This window comes from Tannerella forsythia (assembly GCF_001006485.1).
GTDB classification, from domain to species: Bacteria; Bacteroidota; Bacteroidia; order Bacteroidales; family Tannerellaceae; genus Tannerella; species Tannerella forsythia.
Window position 1 is genome coordinate 84239 of the sequence record NZ_JUET01000082.1, and the last position, 17166, is coordinate 101404.

11 protein-coding genes are annotated in these 17166 nt (G+C 48.0%); 7 read left to right on the forward strand and 4 right to left on the reverse strand.

The genetic code is table 11. The features are described from left to right. Window positions 1–36 precede the first annotated feature (36 nt). The 4 genes from Tanf_RS08285 to Tanf_RS08300 all read right to left on the reverse strand — a co-directional run bounded on the left by Tanf_RS08285 (window position 37) and on the right by Tanf_RS08300 (window position 7108). Window positions 37–891, reverse strand: a complete 855-nt coding sequence (locus Tanf_RS08285; protein ID WP_046825523.1) for a hypothetical protein — start codon at window positions 889–891, stop codon at window positions 37–39. Between the two features lie 27 nt (window positions 892–918). Then, entirely contained in the window at window positions 919–2784 is a 1866-nt protein-coding gene (locus tag Tanf_RS08290) for a SusD/RagB family nutrient-binding outer membrane lipoprotein (protein ID WP_236684416.1), read from the reverse strand. A 34-nt stretch (window positions 2785–2818) separates the two neighbouring features. After that, window positions 2819–5917: a SusC/RagA family TonB-linked outer membrane protein gene (locus tag Tanf_RS08295; RefSeq protein ID WP_046825525.1), complete on the reverse strand. Its 3099-nt coding sequence runs from the start codon at window positions 5915–5917 to the stop codon at window positions 2819–2821. Between the two features lie 336 nt (window positions 5918–6253). Next, window positions 6254–7108 (reverse strand): hypothetical protein, encoded by an 855-nt coding sequence (locus Tanf_RS08300; protein ID WP_041590480.1) that lies wholly within the window; start codon window positions 7106–7108, stop codon window positions 6254–6256. A 511-nt stretch (window positions 7109–7619) separates the two neighbouring features. On the opposite strand from Tanf_RS08300, the gene Tanf_RS08305 reads away from it, so the two are divergent. Genes Tanf_RS08305 through Tanf_RS14815 form a run of 7 tightly spaced genes read left to right on the forward strand, consistent with a single transcriptional unit; the run spans window position 7620 to window position 17153 of the window. Beyond that, window positions 7620–10640 (forward strand): golvesin C-terminal-like domain-containing protein, encoded by a 3021-nt coding sequence (locus tag Tanf_RS08305; RefSeq protein WP_046825549.1) that lies wholly within the window; start codon window positions 7620–7622, stop codon window positions 10638–10640. A gap of 23 nt (window positions 10641–10663) precedes the next feature. Beyond that, window positions 10664–12130, forward strand: coding sequence for a glycosyltransferase family 2 protein (locus Tanf_RS08310; protein ID WP_046825526.1), 1467 nt, complete (start codon window positions 10664–10666; stop codon window positions 12128–12130). After that, window positions 12130–13062: a DUF4922 domain-containing protein gene (locus tag Tanf_RS08315; RefSeq protein WP_046825550.1), complete on the forward strand. Its 933-nt coding sequence runs from the start codon at window positions 12130–12132 to the stop codon at window positions 13060–13062. Before Tanf_RS08310 ends, Tanf_RS08315 begins: the two co-directional genes overlap by 1 nt. A gap of 8 nt (window positions 13063–13070) precedes the next feature. Further along, window positions 13071–14387, forward strand: coding sequence for a SpoIID/LytB domain-containing protein (locus Tanf_RS08320; protein WP_046825527.1), 1317 nt, complete (start codon window positions 13071–13073; stop codon window positions 14385–14387). 16 nt (window positions 14388–14403) lie between these two features. Next, window positions 14404–15705, forward strand: coding sequence for an MFS transporter (locus Tanf_RS08325; RefSeq protein ID WP_046825528.1), 1302 nt, complete (start codon window positions 14404–14406; stop codon window positions 15703–15705). A gap of 7 nt (window positions 15706–15712) precedes the next feature. Beyond that, window positions 15713–16951: an exo-beta-N-acetylmuramidase NamZ family protein gene (locus tag Tanf_RS08330; RefSeq protein ID WP_046825529.1), complete on the forward strand. Its 1239-nt coding sequence runs from the start codon at window positions 15713–15715 to the stop codon at window positions 16949–16951. 1 nt (window position 16952) lies between these two features. Beyond that, window positions 16953–17153: a hypothetical protein gene (locus Tanf_RS14815; RefSeq protein ID WP_140230586.1), complete on the forward strand. Its 201-nt coding sequence runs from the start codon at window positions 16953–16955 to the stop codon at window positions 17151–17153. Window positions 17154–17166 lie beyond the last annotated feature (13 nt).

Genomic DNA, 17166 nt, shown 5'->3' on the forward strand with positions numbered 1-17166 from the left:
AAGGAATGTAATTTTTATTCTACCTCTTTTACAATTTTACAATGCATGAAACTGTCTGACGGCAGACACGGGTTTTGCCGCACGCATGCCGGACAATACATGATGATATCGTCTACCTATATAGCCATCCTTATGATCTGAATAGCCGATAAACTTTCCATTTGTATTCATTACCTGCAATTCATCCCCAAGGTCACCAGAAGCATCTATCACTTTGATTCGGTAGTCTACTCGACATTTTCCCGATGAGTTAAAGACTTCTTTTTTCAGCTTTACCACTTGCCATCCGGTCGTTTCACCGAAAGCAACCGGTTTTCCGACATCAGCCCACTGACTTTTTTCCTTGGTCTTATAATCTAATGTGTATTGATACTGATACTGCAACTTCAGATCGGTCGGAACGCCTTCTTTTTCATACAGGAAATTATAGAACTTGACCCAGCAAACGGAATCCGTATTTTCCGATATATTCGTTACATACGGATGACCGTTATCAAACACCACAGGAGGTTTGTTAAAATCATACACAAAGACATTCTGCTTGCCTTTTTTCAGGGAACAGGCCTGATCATATACCAGGTCTAACTTCTTATCTTTATATAGTTTGATCTGATTTTCTCCGACCTTCGCTGTATAGAATCGACCCACAGAGCCATTAGGTACGGCATTGTATGTTGTCAGAAGAGCTGCATTATTGTTTACGTAAACGTCATGATTGATCTCAATCTTATAGATATAGTTGCTCGCTTTTGCATCGACAGGAACAAAATAGTGCAACTGAAATTCCGCCACGTCCGAGAGGTCGGTCGTATCATATTCCACTACATGCTTTTCGCATGCTACGAATCCCATTAAAAGAACCGTATAAAAAATATATTTAAAGACTTTCATAGCGAATAGTTATTATAAATGAATAAATTATTTGACTGCCGCAGGAACTTCACCCGGATAAGCAAACCAGGGTATCGAACATTGATAATTGTCGGCTGTTCCCGATACGGGTTTTAACGCCTCCAATGATGCCTTGTTCCACATATATTCCGAATTATAACGCGGACGGATTCTGTAACACGGAGAGCCCTCGTTCTTCACATTGTATGAACTTTTTCGTCCTTGCACCTGAGCCGGAGCCAAATAGAACCCTTTATATACTTTACTTGGATTCGTATCCCATTTCTGTGTAACGGTACTCACATCCCAACCGTTCCCTTTCGAAGGATATTCGCCGGTATACTCAATATCATAATGATATTTTCGCATGTCTACCCATGCTTCGTGAGCTCCCCACGGATAAAGAGCCACCCATTTCTGCATCATAATGTGAGAAAGAGAAAAATCGGTCATTGGAAGTTTCTCGACGAAAGGACCGGTCTGGTATTTAATCGCCAAATCGTTGAAAATTTTCTTGGTTATTTTGTCTCCTCCTTCGGCTTTGCCCACCGTGCCGGGCATAAGGTATCGGACTGTAAAATCGAGGTCTGCTTTTACTCCTTCTTTAAACGCTTCAAAAGCTTCATTCTTCTTGCCCATTTTCCAATAGGTTTCAGCCAGACAGAACTTAATTTCAGCGCATGTGGTTAAGATATAAGGTGCTTCGTCATGATAGAGCCAACGTCCTTTCCCGTCATGAATACTTCCCTGATATTCAGAAGCAATTCTCCGGCCGTAAAAAGACGGTGCAGTACCGATCGAACCACTTGCTCCGGTAAAAGACCCGCCGTAATACTTATACCTTTTTACACTGTCCGCATTATCGATGTTTTTATATTCCGGATCGCTCGTCGTCGCTAACTTGGCTGCCACCCTCGGATCGTAGTGTCCGGTTTCCGTTACCAGTGTGTCGCAAATGATTTGCTTATCGGCAAGCTCATACGGATAATAATCATTTCCTTCCGTTCGCACTTTTTCACCGGTTGCTTCATCGTATTTAGGCACAGTCCCCGTAAATACCTGCACGGCATATTCATGCTGGAAATAGTTATATGTAAGATTTTTTTGTGCCGTCCCCCAGAAGTTGTTATAATCTTCGTAAGGAGCACTTTGAGAGCCTCCGGCAATCTTTACAACCGCATCATCGTCAGGAGATTCGAACGATTTGCCGGCACATTGAATCAGCTCGGGAGCATAATCCGAAACAAAGTTTGTCTTATTCGATAAAGAAGCTAAATTGCGCACAAGGACCGCATAAGCAAACTTGATCCACTTTGCCTTATTTCCCTGATAAATAAAGTCATTCGCGCTAATCTTCGTACCATAATCTTTATTATCTTCTTTTTCAAGCAGTTCAATGGCTTTGTAAGCCCATTCACGCACTTGTTTATAAACGTCTTTCTGGTAATCGTAATCGTGCGATAGCAACCCGTCAACAAACGCCTGTTTCATGGGTAGTTCACCGTGTTCTTTCGTAAGCATATCCCACGAATACGCTTTAATAGCATATCCTATACCGGCAAGCGTCCATTCTTCGGCAGCCAACGACTGGTTAATCATATTTTCCAGATTCATGCCTTGATTCCAGTAAGTCATACGCCATATTTCACCACAGGCGTCACTTCCCTGTGCGTAATAATGATTAGCAAAATTTGTATATGCAGAAGTAGTAGTTCCCATCATTTGGGTCATCGGTCCAAGGCCTCTTATCTCATAATACACTCCCAAATAAGACTGTTGTATTCCGGCCAGATACAAATATCCTTCGACATGGTCGGGAGCATCCACATTTCTGTTCACATCCAGATAATCTTCACAACCGGTCAGGAAGATAAACAAGGATGCTACTATCATCGTTATTTTTTTCATCTCAGTAAGTGTTAAGTTTTTAGTTAAACGTTAAGTTGAAACCGATCGACATACCGCGCGGATTTGGAATGGACCACACATCGTATCCTTCGCCACCGGTACCACCGGCTGCCGCCGATACCGTATTCCCCACAGCATCGATACCTGAATAGTTCGTCCATGTAAACAAATCGTTTCCGGTAAGATGGATGCTTGCATCCGAAATTACTTTCGTTTTTCTCAGCCATTGGGATGGAATACGATACATCAGACGCAATTCGCTCAAACGAAGATAGTGTACATTCTTTTCAAGCCAGTCTTCATCACCTCCATTATAAACGGAAGAACCAAAGGTCGAATAATCTATTGCAATCGTATTCTTTGTGGGGTTATCCGATTCTTCTTTTCCGTCTTTCAAAACACCGTTGAAGATAACCGGCCCCCGTTCACGCAAATCGACCGATTCCCAACTTGTTCCGTTCTGCATCATCGAGCGTTTCGTTCCGTTTACCACCGTTGCTTTGTAACGGCCTGAGAACATGGCTGACAAGCGGAAGCCTTTATAGCTTAAACTCGATGTAATTCCGAAGCGAAGTTTGGGTTCTCTGTCGCCCAAAACGCTCCATTTGCTATCGACCATAGGAAGCCCTGTGGTAGGATCAATCAGCACTTGGCCGGCCTTGTTGCGTTGATACGCTTTTCCTGTAAGGGTCGTAATCGGATGTCCCATCATAATCCCGTTACGAATATTTCCGGAACTCCATGTCATCCAGTTATAATACTCGCTTACATTTTCAGGTAAAGAAACGACTTTCGAACTCGCATGCGACAGATTGACTCCCATATTCCAACGTAAGTTATCTGCTCCGCGGATAATATCCACATCCACATGGCTATCCCATCCCCATGTATCGAACGTTCCTACGTTCATGTTATTCAAAACAAATCCGGTCGCATAACTGAGACGGAACCCTTTCACGATCTGATCGGAACAATGTGTTGCAAAATAAGTAAAATCTGCCACGATACGATCGTCCAAGAAACGCCCTTCAAAACCGATCTCTCTGGAAGTTGTCATCTCCGGCTTCAGTTTTTTATTGGGGCCGGTGAATCCATATTTAAATCCACCGCCGGTCAACTTCGTAGCTTCCAATTGAGGATCGATTTCCAACGGTCCGGCATCTTTTCTCACACGGGCAACAGAACCTCTTATCTTAAGATAATTGATCATCCTGTTATCTTTAAGGAAAGGGAGTTCCGTCAGGATAAAGGCCCCTTCTACCGCCGGATAGAAATAGGAATTATTGGCTTTCGGCAATGTGGACGACCAGTCATTTCTTGCTCGAAAGGTTAAGAAAGCCATATTGTCATAACCGAACTCTGCTTGTGCCGAGAGCGCCTGAATACGACGTTTGGTCGTACGTTTTATTGACGATACGGTTGCAGGTTCACAATTATTAATCGACTGAAAATCTGGAATAATAAATTTCGATCCGTTCGTACTTAATCGGGTAATCCCATTCTGGAGTTGATGATATCCAAACTGCACAGAGAAGGTAAACTTATCATCCAAATATTTGTCATTATATCCGGCAAGTAAATTTAACGTCGGATCGGAAAAGTTCGATTTCGTCAAGACATAAGTTCCATCACCATTGTTCGTTTTGTAGTAATACGGATGTTTGGAAGTCTCAAATGTTTGCATACCGACATCCCACCCTACTTGTGCCCTGAAGAACGCATTCTTGATGGGAGTAATCGTTACGGAAGCATTCGAAATAAAACGATCGGATTCGTCGTAGAATTTATTCTTATACAGTCCGAAAAGAGGATTAAGCAAATCGGTATCGGTATAATAACGTGGATATCTCATGTGTGCACCATCAGCGGCCAAATATTCCGACATATTGTCGACCAGCGGCCACTTCATCGCTAAGAACAAAGGCCCGTCTACGCCACGCGGAACTTTTGTGTTTTGCGTGGAGGAATACTGCATACTGCCTTCAAATTTCAGCCATGAGGTAATTTCAGCTTTCCCTGATAAACTCAGATTAAAGCGAGAATAGTCGGTCGTTTTAATTACTCCGGTCTGATTCAGGTACGATGCCCCTGCTCTCAACGTAGCTTTGTCGCTTCCGGCTTCGACCGAAATATTATGTTTGTTACTGAATCCTGTCTGCAATACGGAGTTGAAATTATCATACAACGGCATCCCTTCGGGATAAAGCCCCCCGAAATGTTTTGTGTAAAAGTAGTTGGTCGTACCATAAGATCCGTTGGCATACTTTGTCTGGATATCCGGATAACCGTATGCCTTGTCCCAACGGAAGGTATTGCTGTAGGCAACACGTCCTTTTCCTTTTCTTCCCTTTTTCGTTGTGATAATAATGGCCCCGTTCGAGGCATCCGATCCATAAAGAGCCGCGGCCGCCGCCCCTTTCAATACGGTCATGGATTCGATATCTTCAGGATTGAAGTCATTGCCTCGCGAAGCAAAATCCAGATTTCTCGGAGAGAAGCCGCCTCCCACGCTTGTGGGATCGAAGGTGCTGTTGTTCATCGGAATACCATCTACCACATATAGTGGTTGGTTATTTCCGGAAATAGACGTTAAGCTGCGCAATACAACGGTATTGGAAGCGCCCGGTGCTCCCCCGGAAGAGCTGACGGTCATACCGGCCACACGTCCCTGCAACGCTGAAATAAAATTGTCGCGTCCCGATTCGATAATATCGGAGGCTTTTACATTTTGCACCGACGAACCTACGGCTCGAGCCACACGCTTCATCCCGAACTCAGCCGTAATTTCCACTTCGCCAAGCGCAGTCGCGTCTTCCTTCAAAACGATTGCCAGATTCGGCTTAGCTTCAACTTCCTGTGTCTTCATCCCCATATAGGAGATGATTAAATAGTTTTTTCCGCTTGAAGAGGAAACCGACAAACTGAAATTTCCATCCAAGTCCGTAACTGTTCCCTGGTCTGTTCCTTTAACGAGGATCGAAGCGCCGATGACCGGTTCGCCCTTCTCGTCTGTTACATTACCCGTTATACGGGTTTGTGCCATTGCAACTCCCACACTCAATAAAAGTACGGAGAGTAATAGTTTCATTTTTCTTCCCATGGTACACTTTCTTATCATGATACAATTTGTTTTTCAAGTTTATGTCCTGTAAAAAAGTCTTTATTTGTTTTTTGTCTTTAATTTTTAAGAATGTTCCTTTTTTTAAGATCGAGATGTTCGGAATAACCGACGTTCTACACATCAATATATCGAACATCTCTAAATAATGTTTTTGTTATTTCTATTCCTGCTTCATATTCATATTTTGCATTTTTGTACAAGCAAAGATATATTATAATTTTCACATCAAGAACTTTTATTCTGTTTTTTTATATATTAGGTTTAAATTTTAACAATTATATCTTTACAAACCAACGACAAAAGGCGGAAAAAAGAGATAAAAAAATCAGAAAATCAGCTTTCCGGATCATCCGGAGGGAAGGCATGGTATTTGATCAGTCCGCCCATAGGGGTTTCTTCTACCACGCTTAGCTCTACTCCGAACTCTTTTCCAACCTGATGCAGTAAATCCGCATAATTATATGCTACCGATCCGACAAAGCGAATAGGATAATTCAAATAGTCATATTGCATCACATTGCGCAGAAAAAAGCTCCGGAGATTGGAGAGCAGCAATCCTTTTACATAATCAAGACGAAGATAATCAGCCAAAAAACAAGACTGCTCCGCTAAAAAACGATTGGGAAACGGACGATTATAAACAACATCCATTACATCGTGAGGGGTCAAGTCATACTTTTCAAAGAAGTCATCGATCAGCACTTGCGGAGCCAATTTCTTCAAAACATCCGAGAGAAATTGCTTTCCTAAGGCTGCGCCACTGCCTTCATCGCCTAAGATATATCCCCCCGCGCGTACATTTTTAACTATGACATGACCGTCATAAAAACACGAGTTTGAACCCGTTCCGAGGATACATGCAATCCCCGAATCGTGCTGAAACAGCCCCCGGGCGGCTGCCAACAGGTCGCTTTCCACATAAGCCGGCGTTTTAAACTGGGCTACCAAAGAAGCTTCTACTACACTCTTCTTTTCGGCCGAAGTACATCCCGCCCCATAAAAAAAGACCTGCTCCAGTTTGCGCTTAAAAAAAGAGTCGGGCAACCCAAGCCTGATACTCCGACTGATTTCTCTTCTTGTTTGAAAAAAAGGATTAAGTCCCTCCGTAAACACACGCTGTATCAGATGCTCTCCTTCTACCAAAGACCATTCTGTTTTCGTTGATCCGCTTTCTGCTATTAATTTCATCCCGATTAAAGATACTGTTTCAAACACAAAGATAATAGTTTTTTTTACAATCATCTACAAGCCACTCTTTTCTCATGTATGTTAACCGCAGCCTGTTCATTGTTTTTTATCGGCACCGATGATTCACTCGGTTAATCACACATAGATTATCTTTATTTTCAAGTTGATATAAAGACCTTTTTTCACAAGTCTACAAATAATTTTCGTGCAAAAAAACGCCTGAAAAGTCGCGTTAGTCACAGCCTAACCACGAGCTCGATTTGCAAATTAATAAGTATAATTCAAAAATTATCGGAATCTTTGTTTCCGATATTAAAACAAAGACGTATCTTTGTCCGTAGTATAACAGAAAAACATATCCACCGTGTAAGAAGAAGCATGCATATTAATGCACAGTAAGAGGGATAATCACCCTCCTTTCAAACAGTGGGTATATCGAGAAGCAAATTTGATTATAGACAATAGACAGATGAAGTATAAAAAAACAGTCGGAAGATTCGGGCATAAGAGAATGTGTTTATGGTGGGTGCTCTGTTGTAGTCTTTTTTCACAGGCTATACAAGCGCAAACCTTTCCGAAGAACGTACAGGAACAAATAGGTAGCTATTTAACCGCTTTTTCCAAAAAAGAAGTTTCGATCGGCAAAATTGCGATCGACTCGGTCGATATCCGAAAGAATCGGATTGTCTTTTTTGCCAATACAAATTGCTCTTATCTCCCTTTCCGGGAAGACAATGTGGCTGAAATATACCGTAACATCAAAAGCCTCCTGCCAGAGGAATATAAAAAACATACTGTTCAGGTAAGAACGGAACATCACGCTATCGAAGAGCTTATACCTCTTGCGTTCAGAACAAAGAAAGACAACAAACAAAAGACATTCCGGCAGGTAGTCAACAAACCACTGGTAACCAGACTCTCCGTTCCTTACTCACCGAAATACGGATTGCAAAACAGGCACATAGCTCTTTGGCAAAGTCATGGGTTCTACTACGAGTCGAAGCTAAACCGCTGGGAATGGCAACGTGCACGGACCTTCCAGACCGTAGAAGATTTGTATACGCAGAGTTTTGTGTTGCCTTATCTGATTCCGATGCTCGAAAATGCCGGTGCGAATGTGCTGATCCCGCGCGAGCGTGACATACAGACAACAGAAATTATCATCGATAACGACGGATGCCGGAACAACTCGCACTACATCGAACACACGGCAACGAACGGCTGGCGCACGGGAGAAGGTTCCGGATTCGCTCACCTGCGCAAGCACTATGTCGATTTTGAAAATCCGTTTCAGGAAGGGACCTGCCGAGTGACGAAAAGTATCCGGAAAGGAGCTGAAAGCCGCGCCGAATGGATTCCCGACATCCCCGAAAAGGGCAGGTATGCCGTTTACGTCTCTTACCGGACTTTCGCAAACAGCACGACGGACGCACGCTATACCGTATATCACGGAGGAGCATGCTCCGAGTTCTCCGTTAACCAGCAAATGGGCGGAGGAACATGGATTTATCTCGGACATTTCGACTTCGACAAGGGTAAAAACGATGCCAATAAGGTGGTGTTAAGCAACCGCTCATCCGAGTCCGGCAAACTTATTTCGGCCGATGCCGTTAAGATAGGAGGAGGATACGGAAATATTGCGCGGGGAACCTCGCAGGATGCGACGGTAACAGCCAACGTCAAAAGTTCGGATACCCCGGCGGGTACGGACGAGATGCTCCCGGCCATCGACAGTCCCAACGAAATCAGCGGTTATCCGCGTTTCACCGAAGCGGCGCGTTACTGGATGCAATGGGCCGGTATCCCCGATACGATCTATTCCGACAGTCAGGGAAAGAACGACTATACAGACGATTATCGTTCACGCGGCAAATGGGTTAATTACTTGTGTGGCGGATCATCTCTCAACCCGAAAGAAAAAGGGCTGAATATTCCCATCGATCTGGCTTTTGCCTTCCATTCCGATGCCGGAACAACACCCGATGACTCGATTGTCGGTACACTCGGCATTTTCTTCACCGACGTATACGACGGACAATATGCCAATGGCACGTCACGCTATGCTGCGCGTGAGCTGACCGACCTGATCCAGAGCCAGATCGTGAACGACATCCGGTCGCTGTACGAACCGCGATGGAGCCGGCGCGGCATGTGGGACAAGCCATATTCCGAAGCACGCACGCCTCGCGTACCGACCATGCTGCTGGAACTGCTCTCGCATCAGAATTTTGCCGATATGCGCTACGGGATCGATCCCCGTTTCCGGTTTACTGTCAGTCGTGCTATCTACAAAGGCATGCTCCGGTTTATATGCTCGCAATACGCGCAAAAATACGTGGTACAACCCCTGCCGGTTGATCATCTGCGCTTGCAATTTGTCGGTCCGAATGAAGTCGAGCTCTCTTGGCAGGCCGTGTCCGACCCGTTGGAGTCCACAGCCGAAGCTCAACAGTACATTGTTTATACACGCATCGGCGATGGAGCTTTCGATAACGGCACGCTCGTCAAACGGAACTCCTTCCGGAACATACAGTCGCCCGGCATCATCTACAGCTACAAGGTCACAGCCTTAAACGAGGGAGGTGAAAGTTTCCCGTCCGAGATTCTTTCGGCGGCACGCGCTGTAAACGAAAAAGGAACCGTTTTGATCGTCAACGGATTCGACCGGATTTCGGCACCGGCTGATTTTACGGGCGACAGCATTGCCGGATTTACGGACTGGATCGATCACGGCGTGCCGTATCTTCATGACATCAGCTATGTAGGTCCGATGAAAGAATTTCGGCGCTCGACTCCATGGGTGGACGACGATGCTGCCGGGTTCGGCGACAGCCACTCGAACTGCGACACGTTAGTGATTGCCGGAAACACGTTCGACTACCCGTCGATACACGGAGCTTCCATTCTCAAAGCCGGTTATTCGTTTGTTTCCTGCAGCAACGAGGCCATCGAATCGAAACAGCTCTCTCTGAGCGATTATCCCATCGTCGACTTGATTCTGGGTAAACAGCGACAGACGAAAATGGGACGTGGAGGCGTTGTTCCCTTACAGTTCAAGACTTTCAGCACAGGGTTGCAGGAAGCCATAACGGCTTATTGTCAGTCGGGCGGTCATATCTTTGTATCGGGAGCCTACGTCGGTTCCGACTTATGGGATCATCCGGCAGCGACACCGGCCGATCGTGAGTTTGCGACGAACACGCTCCGTTTTCAGTGGCGCACCGGTCAGGCGGCCATCACGGGCGAAGTCAAAAGCGCTCCGTCGCCTTTTCCCGTCTTTTCAGGCCGATATGACTATCACCATCTGCTGAACAAAACGGCGTATGTGGTCGAGTCGCCGGACGGTATCGAACCGGCCGGAGAAGGCGGACACACGATCTTACGGTATGCCGAGAACAATATCAGCGCCGGAGTGGCTTATCAGGGCAAATACAAAACATGTATCCTCGGTTTCCCCTTTGAATCGGTTCGCACCGGCGAGGCGAGAGACCGGCTGATGCAATCGATACTTACATTTTTTAATCAGAAATAAGCACGAATAAAAAGCAAAACGATATGAAAACAAAGATAACCTGCTTCATCCCGATGGAAGATGAAGCACAAGTACGAGAAACGATTGCAGCACTGAAAAGCAGTCCCCTGACGGGCCCCATATATCTGCTTACCGCAGCGCCGCAGGCTTCGATAGACGGATGTGAAACGATAACGGCCGCATCGCTTTTCGGTAGTGAAACGATTCGGATGATCGCTGAAAAAGCCGAAACGGATTACACGCTTTTCTATACGAAACATTCGACCCTGGCATTAGGCTATTTCGCTCTGGAGCGCATGGTGCAAATCCTCGAAGATGCACAGGCGGGAATGGTGTACGCCGACCGCTATCAGACGGAAGGAACGACCCGAAAGCAGGCACCGGTCATCGATTATCAAATGGGAAGTCTGCGCGACGATTTCGATTTCGGGTCCGTATTACTGTTCCGTTCGGATGCCTTCCGCGAAGCTGCCGCACGCATGACGTCGTCCTACCGGTTTGCCGGACTGTATGACCTGCGGTTAAAGTTATCTCAAAAGAATCTGCCGGTACATATCAATGAATACCTGTATACCGAAGTCCTGTCTGACACGCGAAAGAGCGGCGAAAAAATATTCGATTACGTAGACCCGAAGAACCGTGACGTACAGATCGAGATGGAGCAAGCCTGCACGGAGCATCTGAAAGAGATCGGCGGCTATCTGGAGCCTTCGTTCGGGTCAATCGCTTTCGATGCCGGACATTTCGAATACGAGGCTTCGGTGATCATCCCGGTGCGCAACCGTGTGCGCACCGTCGAAGACGCGATTCGCTCCGTATTAAATCAGCAAACGACATTCAAATATAACCTGATTATCATCGATAATCATTCGACCGACGGCACGACCGAAGCCATCCGCAAGTACACCTCCGATGAGCGTGTGATCCATCTGATCCCGGAACGCACCGACCTCGGGATCGGCGGGTGCTGGAACACCGGCGTACATCACGAGGCCTGCGGTAAATTTGCCGTACAGCTCGACAGCGACGATGTGTACAAAGACGAACATACGCTGCAAAAAACGGTCGATGCCTTCTACGAACAACAATGTGCGATGGTTGTAGGCACATACATGATGACGGACTTCAATATGCAGATGATCCCGCCCGGCATCATCGATCACAAAGAGTGGACACCCGATAATGGCCGAAACAATGCGCTCCGGATCAACGGACTGGGTGCTCCGCGGGCATTCTATACGCCCCTGCTTCGCGAGATCAAAGTGCCCAATACGAGCTACGGCGAGGATTATGCGCTCGGGCTGGCTTTCTCGCGCCGTTATCGGATCGGCCGTATCTACGATGTGGTGTATCTTTGCCGCCGCTGGGAAGACAATTCCGACGCTGCACTCGATATCGCGAAAATGAATCATCATAATTTATACAAAGACAGGATACGCACGTGGGAATTACAGGCGCGTATCGCTATGAATAAAAAACGGAAGCCATGATGCAGGAGACCGTAAACAAGTTGTTTGACGAGCAGTTGGCCGAATGGCCTCTGGCCGGCAGCAATTATCGCGCCCTCGATCAGGTACGGACAAAATTGTTTGAAGACGGCAAAACCTTATATAAGGTGCAGTTCAATCCCGCACGCATCGCCTCTTCGTCGGCCAAGGTCGATACGCAATCTATCCGTGCCCGTGCCTGCTTCCTCTGTCCGCATCATCTGCCGGCCGAACAGCGGGGGATCGCCTTCAAAACGCGTTACCGGATATTGGTCAACCCGTTCCCGATTTTTCCGCGTCATCTGACGATCCCCGACATGCAGCATGTCGACCAGCGCATCGAAGGACGCATCGACGACATGCTCGATCTGGCACAGGAACTCGACCGTTATGTAGTGTTTTACAACGGTCCCAAATGCGGAGCATCGGCGCCTGACCACTTTCATTTTCAGGCAGGAAACAAAGGACTTTTGCCGGTAGAAGAAAACCCGCGACGCGGAATATCCGGCGAGGTTCTCCGATATAACCATGCCATCCTGTGGTATGCAGACCGGACACCGGCACCGGGATTACTCATCGAAGCGACTGAGAAAGCGGACGCCATCCATCTGTTTGAGACCATTTACCGTGTAATGACGCCGGACGAAACTTCCGGCGAACCGATGATGAACTTGCTGGCATGGTACGAACAGGGTAAATGGTTCATGTCCGTCTTCCCGAGGGCAGCCCACCGGCCGGCCTGTTATTACGCCGAAGGAGAGGGAAACCTCCTGCTCAGTCCGGGATCGGTAGATATGGGCGGAGTGTTGATTACGGTGCGGGAAAAAGATTACGATAAGATTACCTTGCCAACCATCCGTCAGGTGATGGAAGAAGTCAGCATCCGACCGGAAGATTTCCGCCGGTTGCAGCAACAGATTAAAGAAAACATATAAAAAAAGCTATGACAGAACCGAAAGTAAAAGTCGGCATCCTTTTCGAGCCGGAGATTGAATTTGTCTTACTTGCCCCGTATCGCATCGATGGGTGCGAAGTAAGCGGCGCGCAGACGGTGACCTGTAGAAACGGGCAAATCGTCTGGCAAGATCGTATGTACGATGAGCTGCGCTTCGAGCCGGTCGACGCGTTGTCGGGGAGTTTCGAGATCCGGAATGTAACGATCGGGATTAATTTTCATTGGGAGCGTAAGGAACATCAACGTTTTCAGGGGGCGTTCCATCTGATTGTCGAAAACGACAAACTGACCGGTATCAATGTGATCGGAGTGGAAGATTATCTGATCAGCGTCATCTCGTCCGAGATGAGTGCTACGGCTTCGCTTGAGCTGCTCAAAGCGCACGCCGTGATTTCACGAAGCTGGCTGCTGGCGCAAATGGAGAAAAACAAAACGCTTGCCGACGGACAGGATACGTACACGACATGCACACAGACGGATGAGGAGTTAATCAAATGGTACGACCGGGAGGATCATCTTCATTTCGATGTCTGTGCCGACGACCACTGCCAGCGTTATCAGGGAATCACCCGCGCTTCGACAGAGACGGTACGGGAAGCCGTAGCCGCTACCCGTGGCCAGTTGCTGATGTACGACGGAAAGATTTGCGACGCCCGTTTCTCCAAATGTTGCGGAGGCGTCTTCGAAGAATTCCGAAGCTGCTGGGAAGAAGTCGAGCATCCTTATCTGGCAAAACAGCGCGACAGCAAGACCGCGACGGAGTTGCCCGATCTGACCGTAGAAGCCGAGGCCGACCGATGGATACGTACATCGCCCGAAGCTTTCTGCAATACCGCCGACGCGAAGATTCTCTCGCAGGTACTCAACCATTACGATCAGGAGACAACGCAGTTTTATCGGTGGACGGTGACGTACGGGCAAGACGAACTGGCCGCACTGATCCGCGAACGATCCGGGATCGACTTCGGCCGGATTATCGATCTGATACCTATCGAACGCGGCACATCCGGACGGCTGATCAAGCTGAAAATTGTGGGTAGCAAACGCACGTTGACAATCGGAAAGGAGCTGGAGATACGGCGCACGCTATCGACATCGCACCTGTACAGCTCCGCCTTCGTGATCGATAAAGCCGACATCTCGGACGGAGTCCCGGGACGTTTCACCCTGACCGGCGCAGGCTGGGGGCATGGGGTCGGGCTCTGCCAGATCGGCGCAGCCGTCATGGGCGAGCGGCAATACCCTTACGATGAAATTCTGTTACATTACTATATCGAAGCATCCATCGAAAAAGCATACGATTAACTAAAACAAACAACAAATGAAAACGGGAAAGAAAACGAATGCCTGGGGATGGGTGCCGACGCTTTACTTTGCGGAAGGACTGCCCTATGTGGCCGTGATGACGGTAGCCGTCATCATGTATAAACGCTTAGGACTTTCAAATACCGAGATCGCGCTCTACACCAGCTGGCTGTATCTGCCCTGGGTGATCAAGCCGTTTTGGAGTCCGTTCGTCGACCTGCTGAAGACGAAACGCTGGTGGATCGTCAGCATGCAGCTCCTCATCGGGGCAGGGTTTGCAGGCATCGCTTTCTTTATCCCCACCGACTATTACCTGCAACTCACGCTCGCCTTCTTCTGGCTGCTGGCATTCAGCTCGGCAACGCACGATATTGCTGCCGACGGCTTTTATATGCTGGGGCTTACTTCGGGCGAGCAGTCTTTTTTTGTCGGCATCCGTAACACGTTTTACCGGTTGGCCAATATCTTCGGGCAGGGCATTCTCGTCATGTTTGCCGGATGGCTGGAAACCAGGCAGCTGTTGCCCGACACGCCTCTCCGCATACCGATGGCATGGAGCATTACCTTCTATCTTCTGACGGCCATCTTTATCGGACTGACGGTATACCATCAATTCATCCTGCCCAGACCCGACAGCGATGCGAAAAGAACAGGAGTTACTGCCGGTAAATTATTGGAAGACTTCTTCCGTACATTCACGTCGTTCTTCAAAAAGAAAAATCCGGGACTGATGTTCTTCTTCCTGCTCACGTATCGACTGGGAGAATCGCAGCTCGTTAAAATAGCGTCTCCGTTCCTGCTTGACAGCCCCGAGACCGGCGGACTGGAGCTATCGACAGCGACCGTGGGGATGATTTACGGAACCATCGGTGTCATCGCTCTGCTGCTGGGCGGCATATTGGGAGGGATCGTCGTTTCACGGCACGGCTTCAAACGCTGGATATTGCCCATGGCGCTGGCGATCAATCTCCCCGACCTGCTCTACGTGTACCTCTCGGCCGCCACGCCCGACGCGTGGCTCGTAATTATGTCGGTAGCCATCGAACAGTTCGGATACGGTTTCGGATTTACGGCCTATACCTTATACCTTATTTACATTGCCGAAGGCGAACATAAAACGGCGCATTATGCAATCGGTACGGGCTTTATGGCCATGGGGATGATGTTGCCCGGGATGGCAGCCGGATGGATTCAGGAACACATCGGATATACGAACTTTTTCATTTGGGTGTGCCTCTGTACCCTGCCGGGCATTATCGCCTCCCTCTTAGTCAGAAACAAAATAGCGCCCGGTTTCGGGAAGACAATCAAATCGTAATCGACGGATGAAACGGATTCATATCATTGTGTGGTGTTTGTGCACGTTGCCGGTACTGGCGACACAGGCACAAAAGATCACGATCAAGACAGGTCTGGAAGTACTGAAAGAGCAACGCTTCCAATGCCTTAAAGGCAAACGCACAGGACTGATTACGAACCCTACGGGAGTAGATAATCACCTTCGATCGACGATCGATATATTACACGAAGCGCCTGAGGTGAACCTCACAGCGCTCTATGGCCCCGAACACGGCGTACGGGGCGATGTGCATGCCGGCGATAAGATCGACAGCGGTACGGACCCGGCAACGGGTCTGCCCGTATACTCGCTCTACGGTGCAACACGGAAACCGACCCCCGAAATGCTGAAAGACATCGATGTGCTGGTGTATGATATTCAAGACATCGGATGCCGTTCGTTCACCTACATCAGCACGATGGGACTGGCAATGGAAGCAGCGGCCGAAAACAACATCGAATTTGTCGTGCTCGATCGCCCGAATCCTTTGGGCGGATTAAAAATAGAAGGCTGTATCGTGGAAGACGGTTTCTTCTCTTTCGTCAGTCAATACAAGATACCGTATATCTACGGCCTGACTTGCGGCGAACTGGCGCTGATGCTGAACGCCGACAAGCAACCCGGCAAGGCATGTAAACTGCACGTAGTAAAGATGAAAGGATGGAAGCGAAAGATGGATTATACGCAGACGGGGTTGCAGTGGATACCGCCGTCGCCCCATATCCCGCATGCACATTCGGCGTTCTTTTATCCCGTTAGCGGGATATTCGGCGAACTGGGTTATGCCTCTATCGGTGTGGGATATACCATTCCGTTCCAGATGTTTGCCGCACCTTGGATCAAGGCGGCAGAGCTGACCCGACGGATGAATGCGCTGCGCATACCGGGCGTCAACTTCCGGCCGATCCACCTCAAGCCGTTCTATGCAACGAACAAAGGCGAATTTATACAAGGCGTACAGGTGCATATCACCGACTATCGGCAGGCGTCCCTGAGCGACATACAGTTCCTCGTTATGCAGGAAATCGCGGCGCTCTACCCCGACCGCGCCGTGTTTGCGCACGCCGACTCCACCCGTTTCCGAATGTTCGATAAAGTATGCGGCAGCAACCGGATACGTGAAGGGTTCATCCGGCGTAACCGATGGGAAGATGTACGCCCATACTGGTATAAAGACGTTGAACAATTCAAAAAACAGTCGAAAAAATATTACCTCTATCCATAATATGAATTTAACAATCCATTCTTCATTTCCGGCTTCACACCGTCGATGTAATGACTCCCCCAACTCGAACCGGCGAGACGGCGGACTTGGCGCAACGAGACGGCCGTCTCGAAATATCGCGACGGCGGTCTCGAATCATCAAGACAACCATCCCGAATTGTCGAGACGGCAAGGCTGTCCGATCGGGATCGCCGGCCGGTAACACGAAGACCTCC

Bases quoted from the DNA above. Each gene is read 5' to 3' on its own strand.
- Tanf_RS08325 (WP_046825528.1), top strand. From the start codon at position 14,404: ATGAAAACGGGAAAGAAAACGAATGCCTGGGGATGGGTGCCGACGCTT.
- Tanf_RS08295 (WP_046825525.1), bottom strand. From the start codon at position 5,917: ATGATAAGAAAGTGTACCATGGGAAGAAAAATGAAACTATTACTCTCC.
- Tanf_RS08310 (WP_046825526.1), top strand. From the start codon at position 10,664: ATGAAAACAAAGATAACCTGCTTCATCCCGATGGAAGATGAAGCACAA.
- Tanf_RS08320 (WP_046825527.1), top strand. From the start codon at position 13,071: ATGACAGAACCGAAAGTAAAAGTCGGCATCCTTTTCGAGCCGGAGATT.
- Tanf_RS08330 (WP_046825529.1), top strand. From the start codon at position 15,713: ATGAAACGGATTCATATCATTGTGTGGTGTTTGTGCACGTTGCCGGTA.
- Tanf_RS08300 (WP_041590480.1), bottom strand. From the start codon at position 7,108: ATGAAATTAATAGCAGAAAGCGGATCAACGAAAACAGAATGGTCTTTG.
- Tanf_RS08290 (WP_236684416.1), bottom strand. From the start codon at position 2,784: ATGATAGTAGCATCCTTGTTTATCTTCCTGACCGGTTGTGAAGATTAT.
- Tanf_RS08305 (WP_046825549.1), top strand. From the start codon at position 7,620: ATGTGTTTATGGTGGGTGCTCTGTTGTAGTCTTTTTTCACAGGCTATA.
- Tanf_RS08285 (WP_046825523.1), bottom strand. From the start codon at position 891: ATGAAAGTCTTTAAATATATTTTTTATACGGTTCTTTTAATGGGATTC.
- Tanf_RS08315 (WP_046825550.1), top strand. From the start codon at position 12,130: ATGCAGGAGACCGTAAACAAGTTGTTTGACGAGCAGTTGGCCGAATGG.
- Tanf_RS14815 (WP_140230586.1), top strand. From the start codon at position 16,953: ATGAATTTAACAATCCATTCTTCATTTCCGGCTTCACACCGTCGATGT.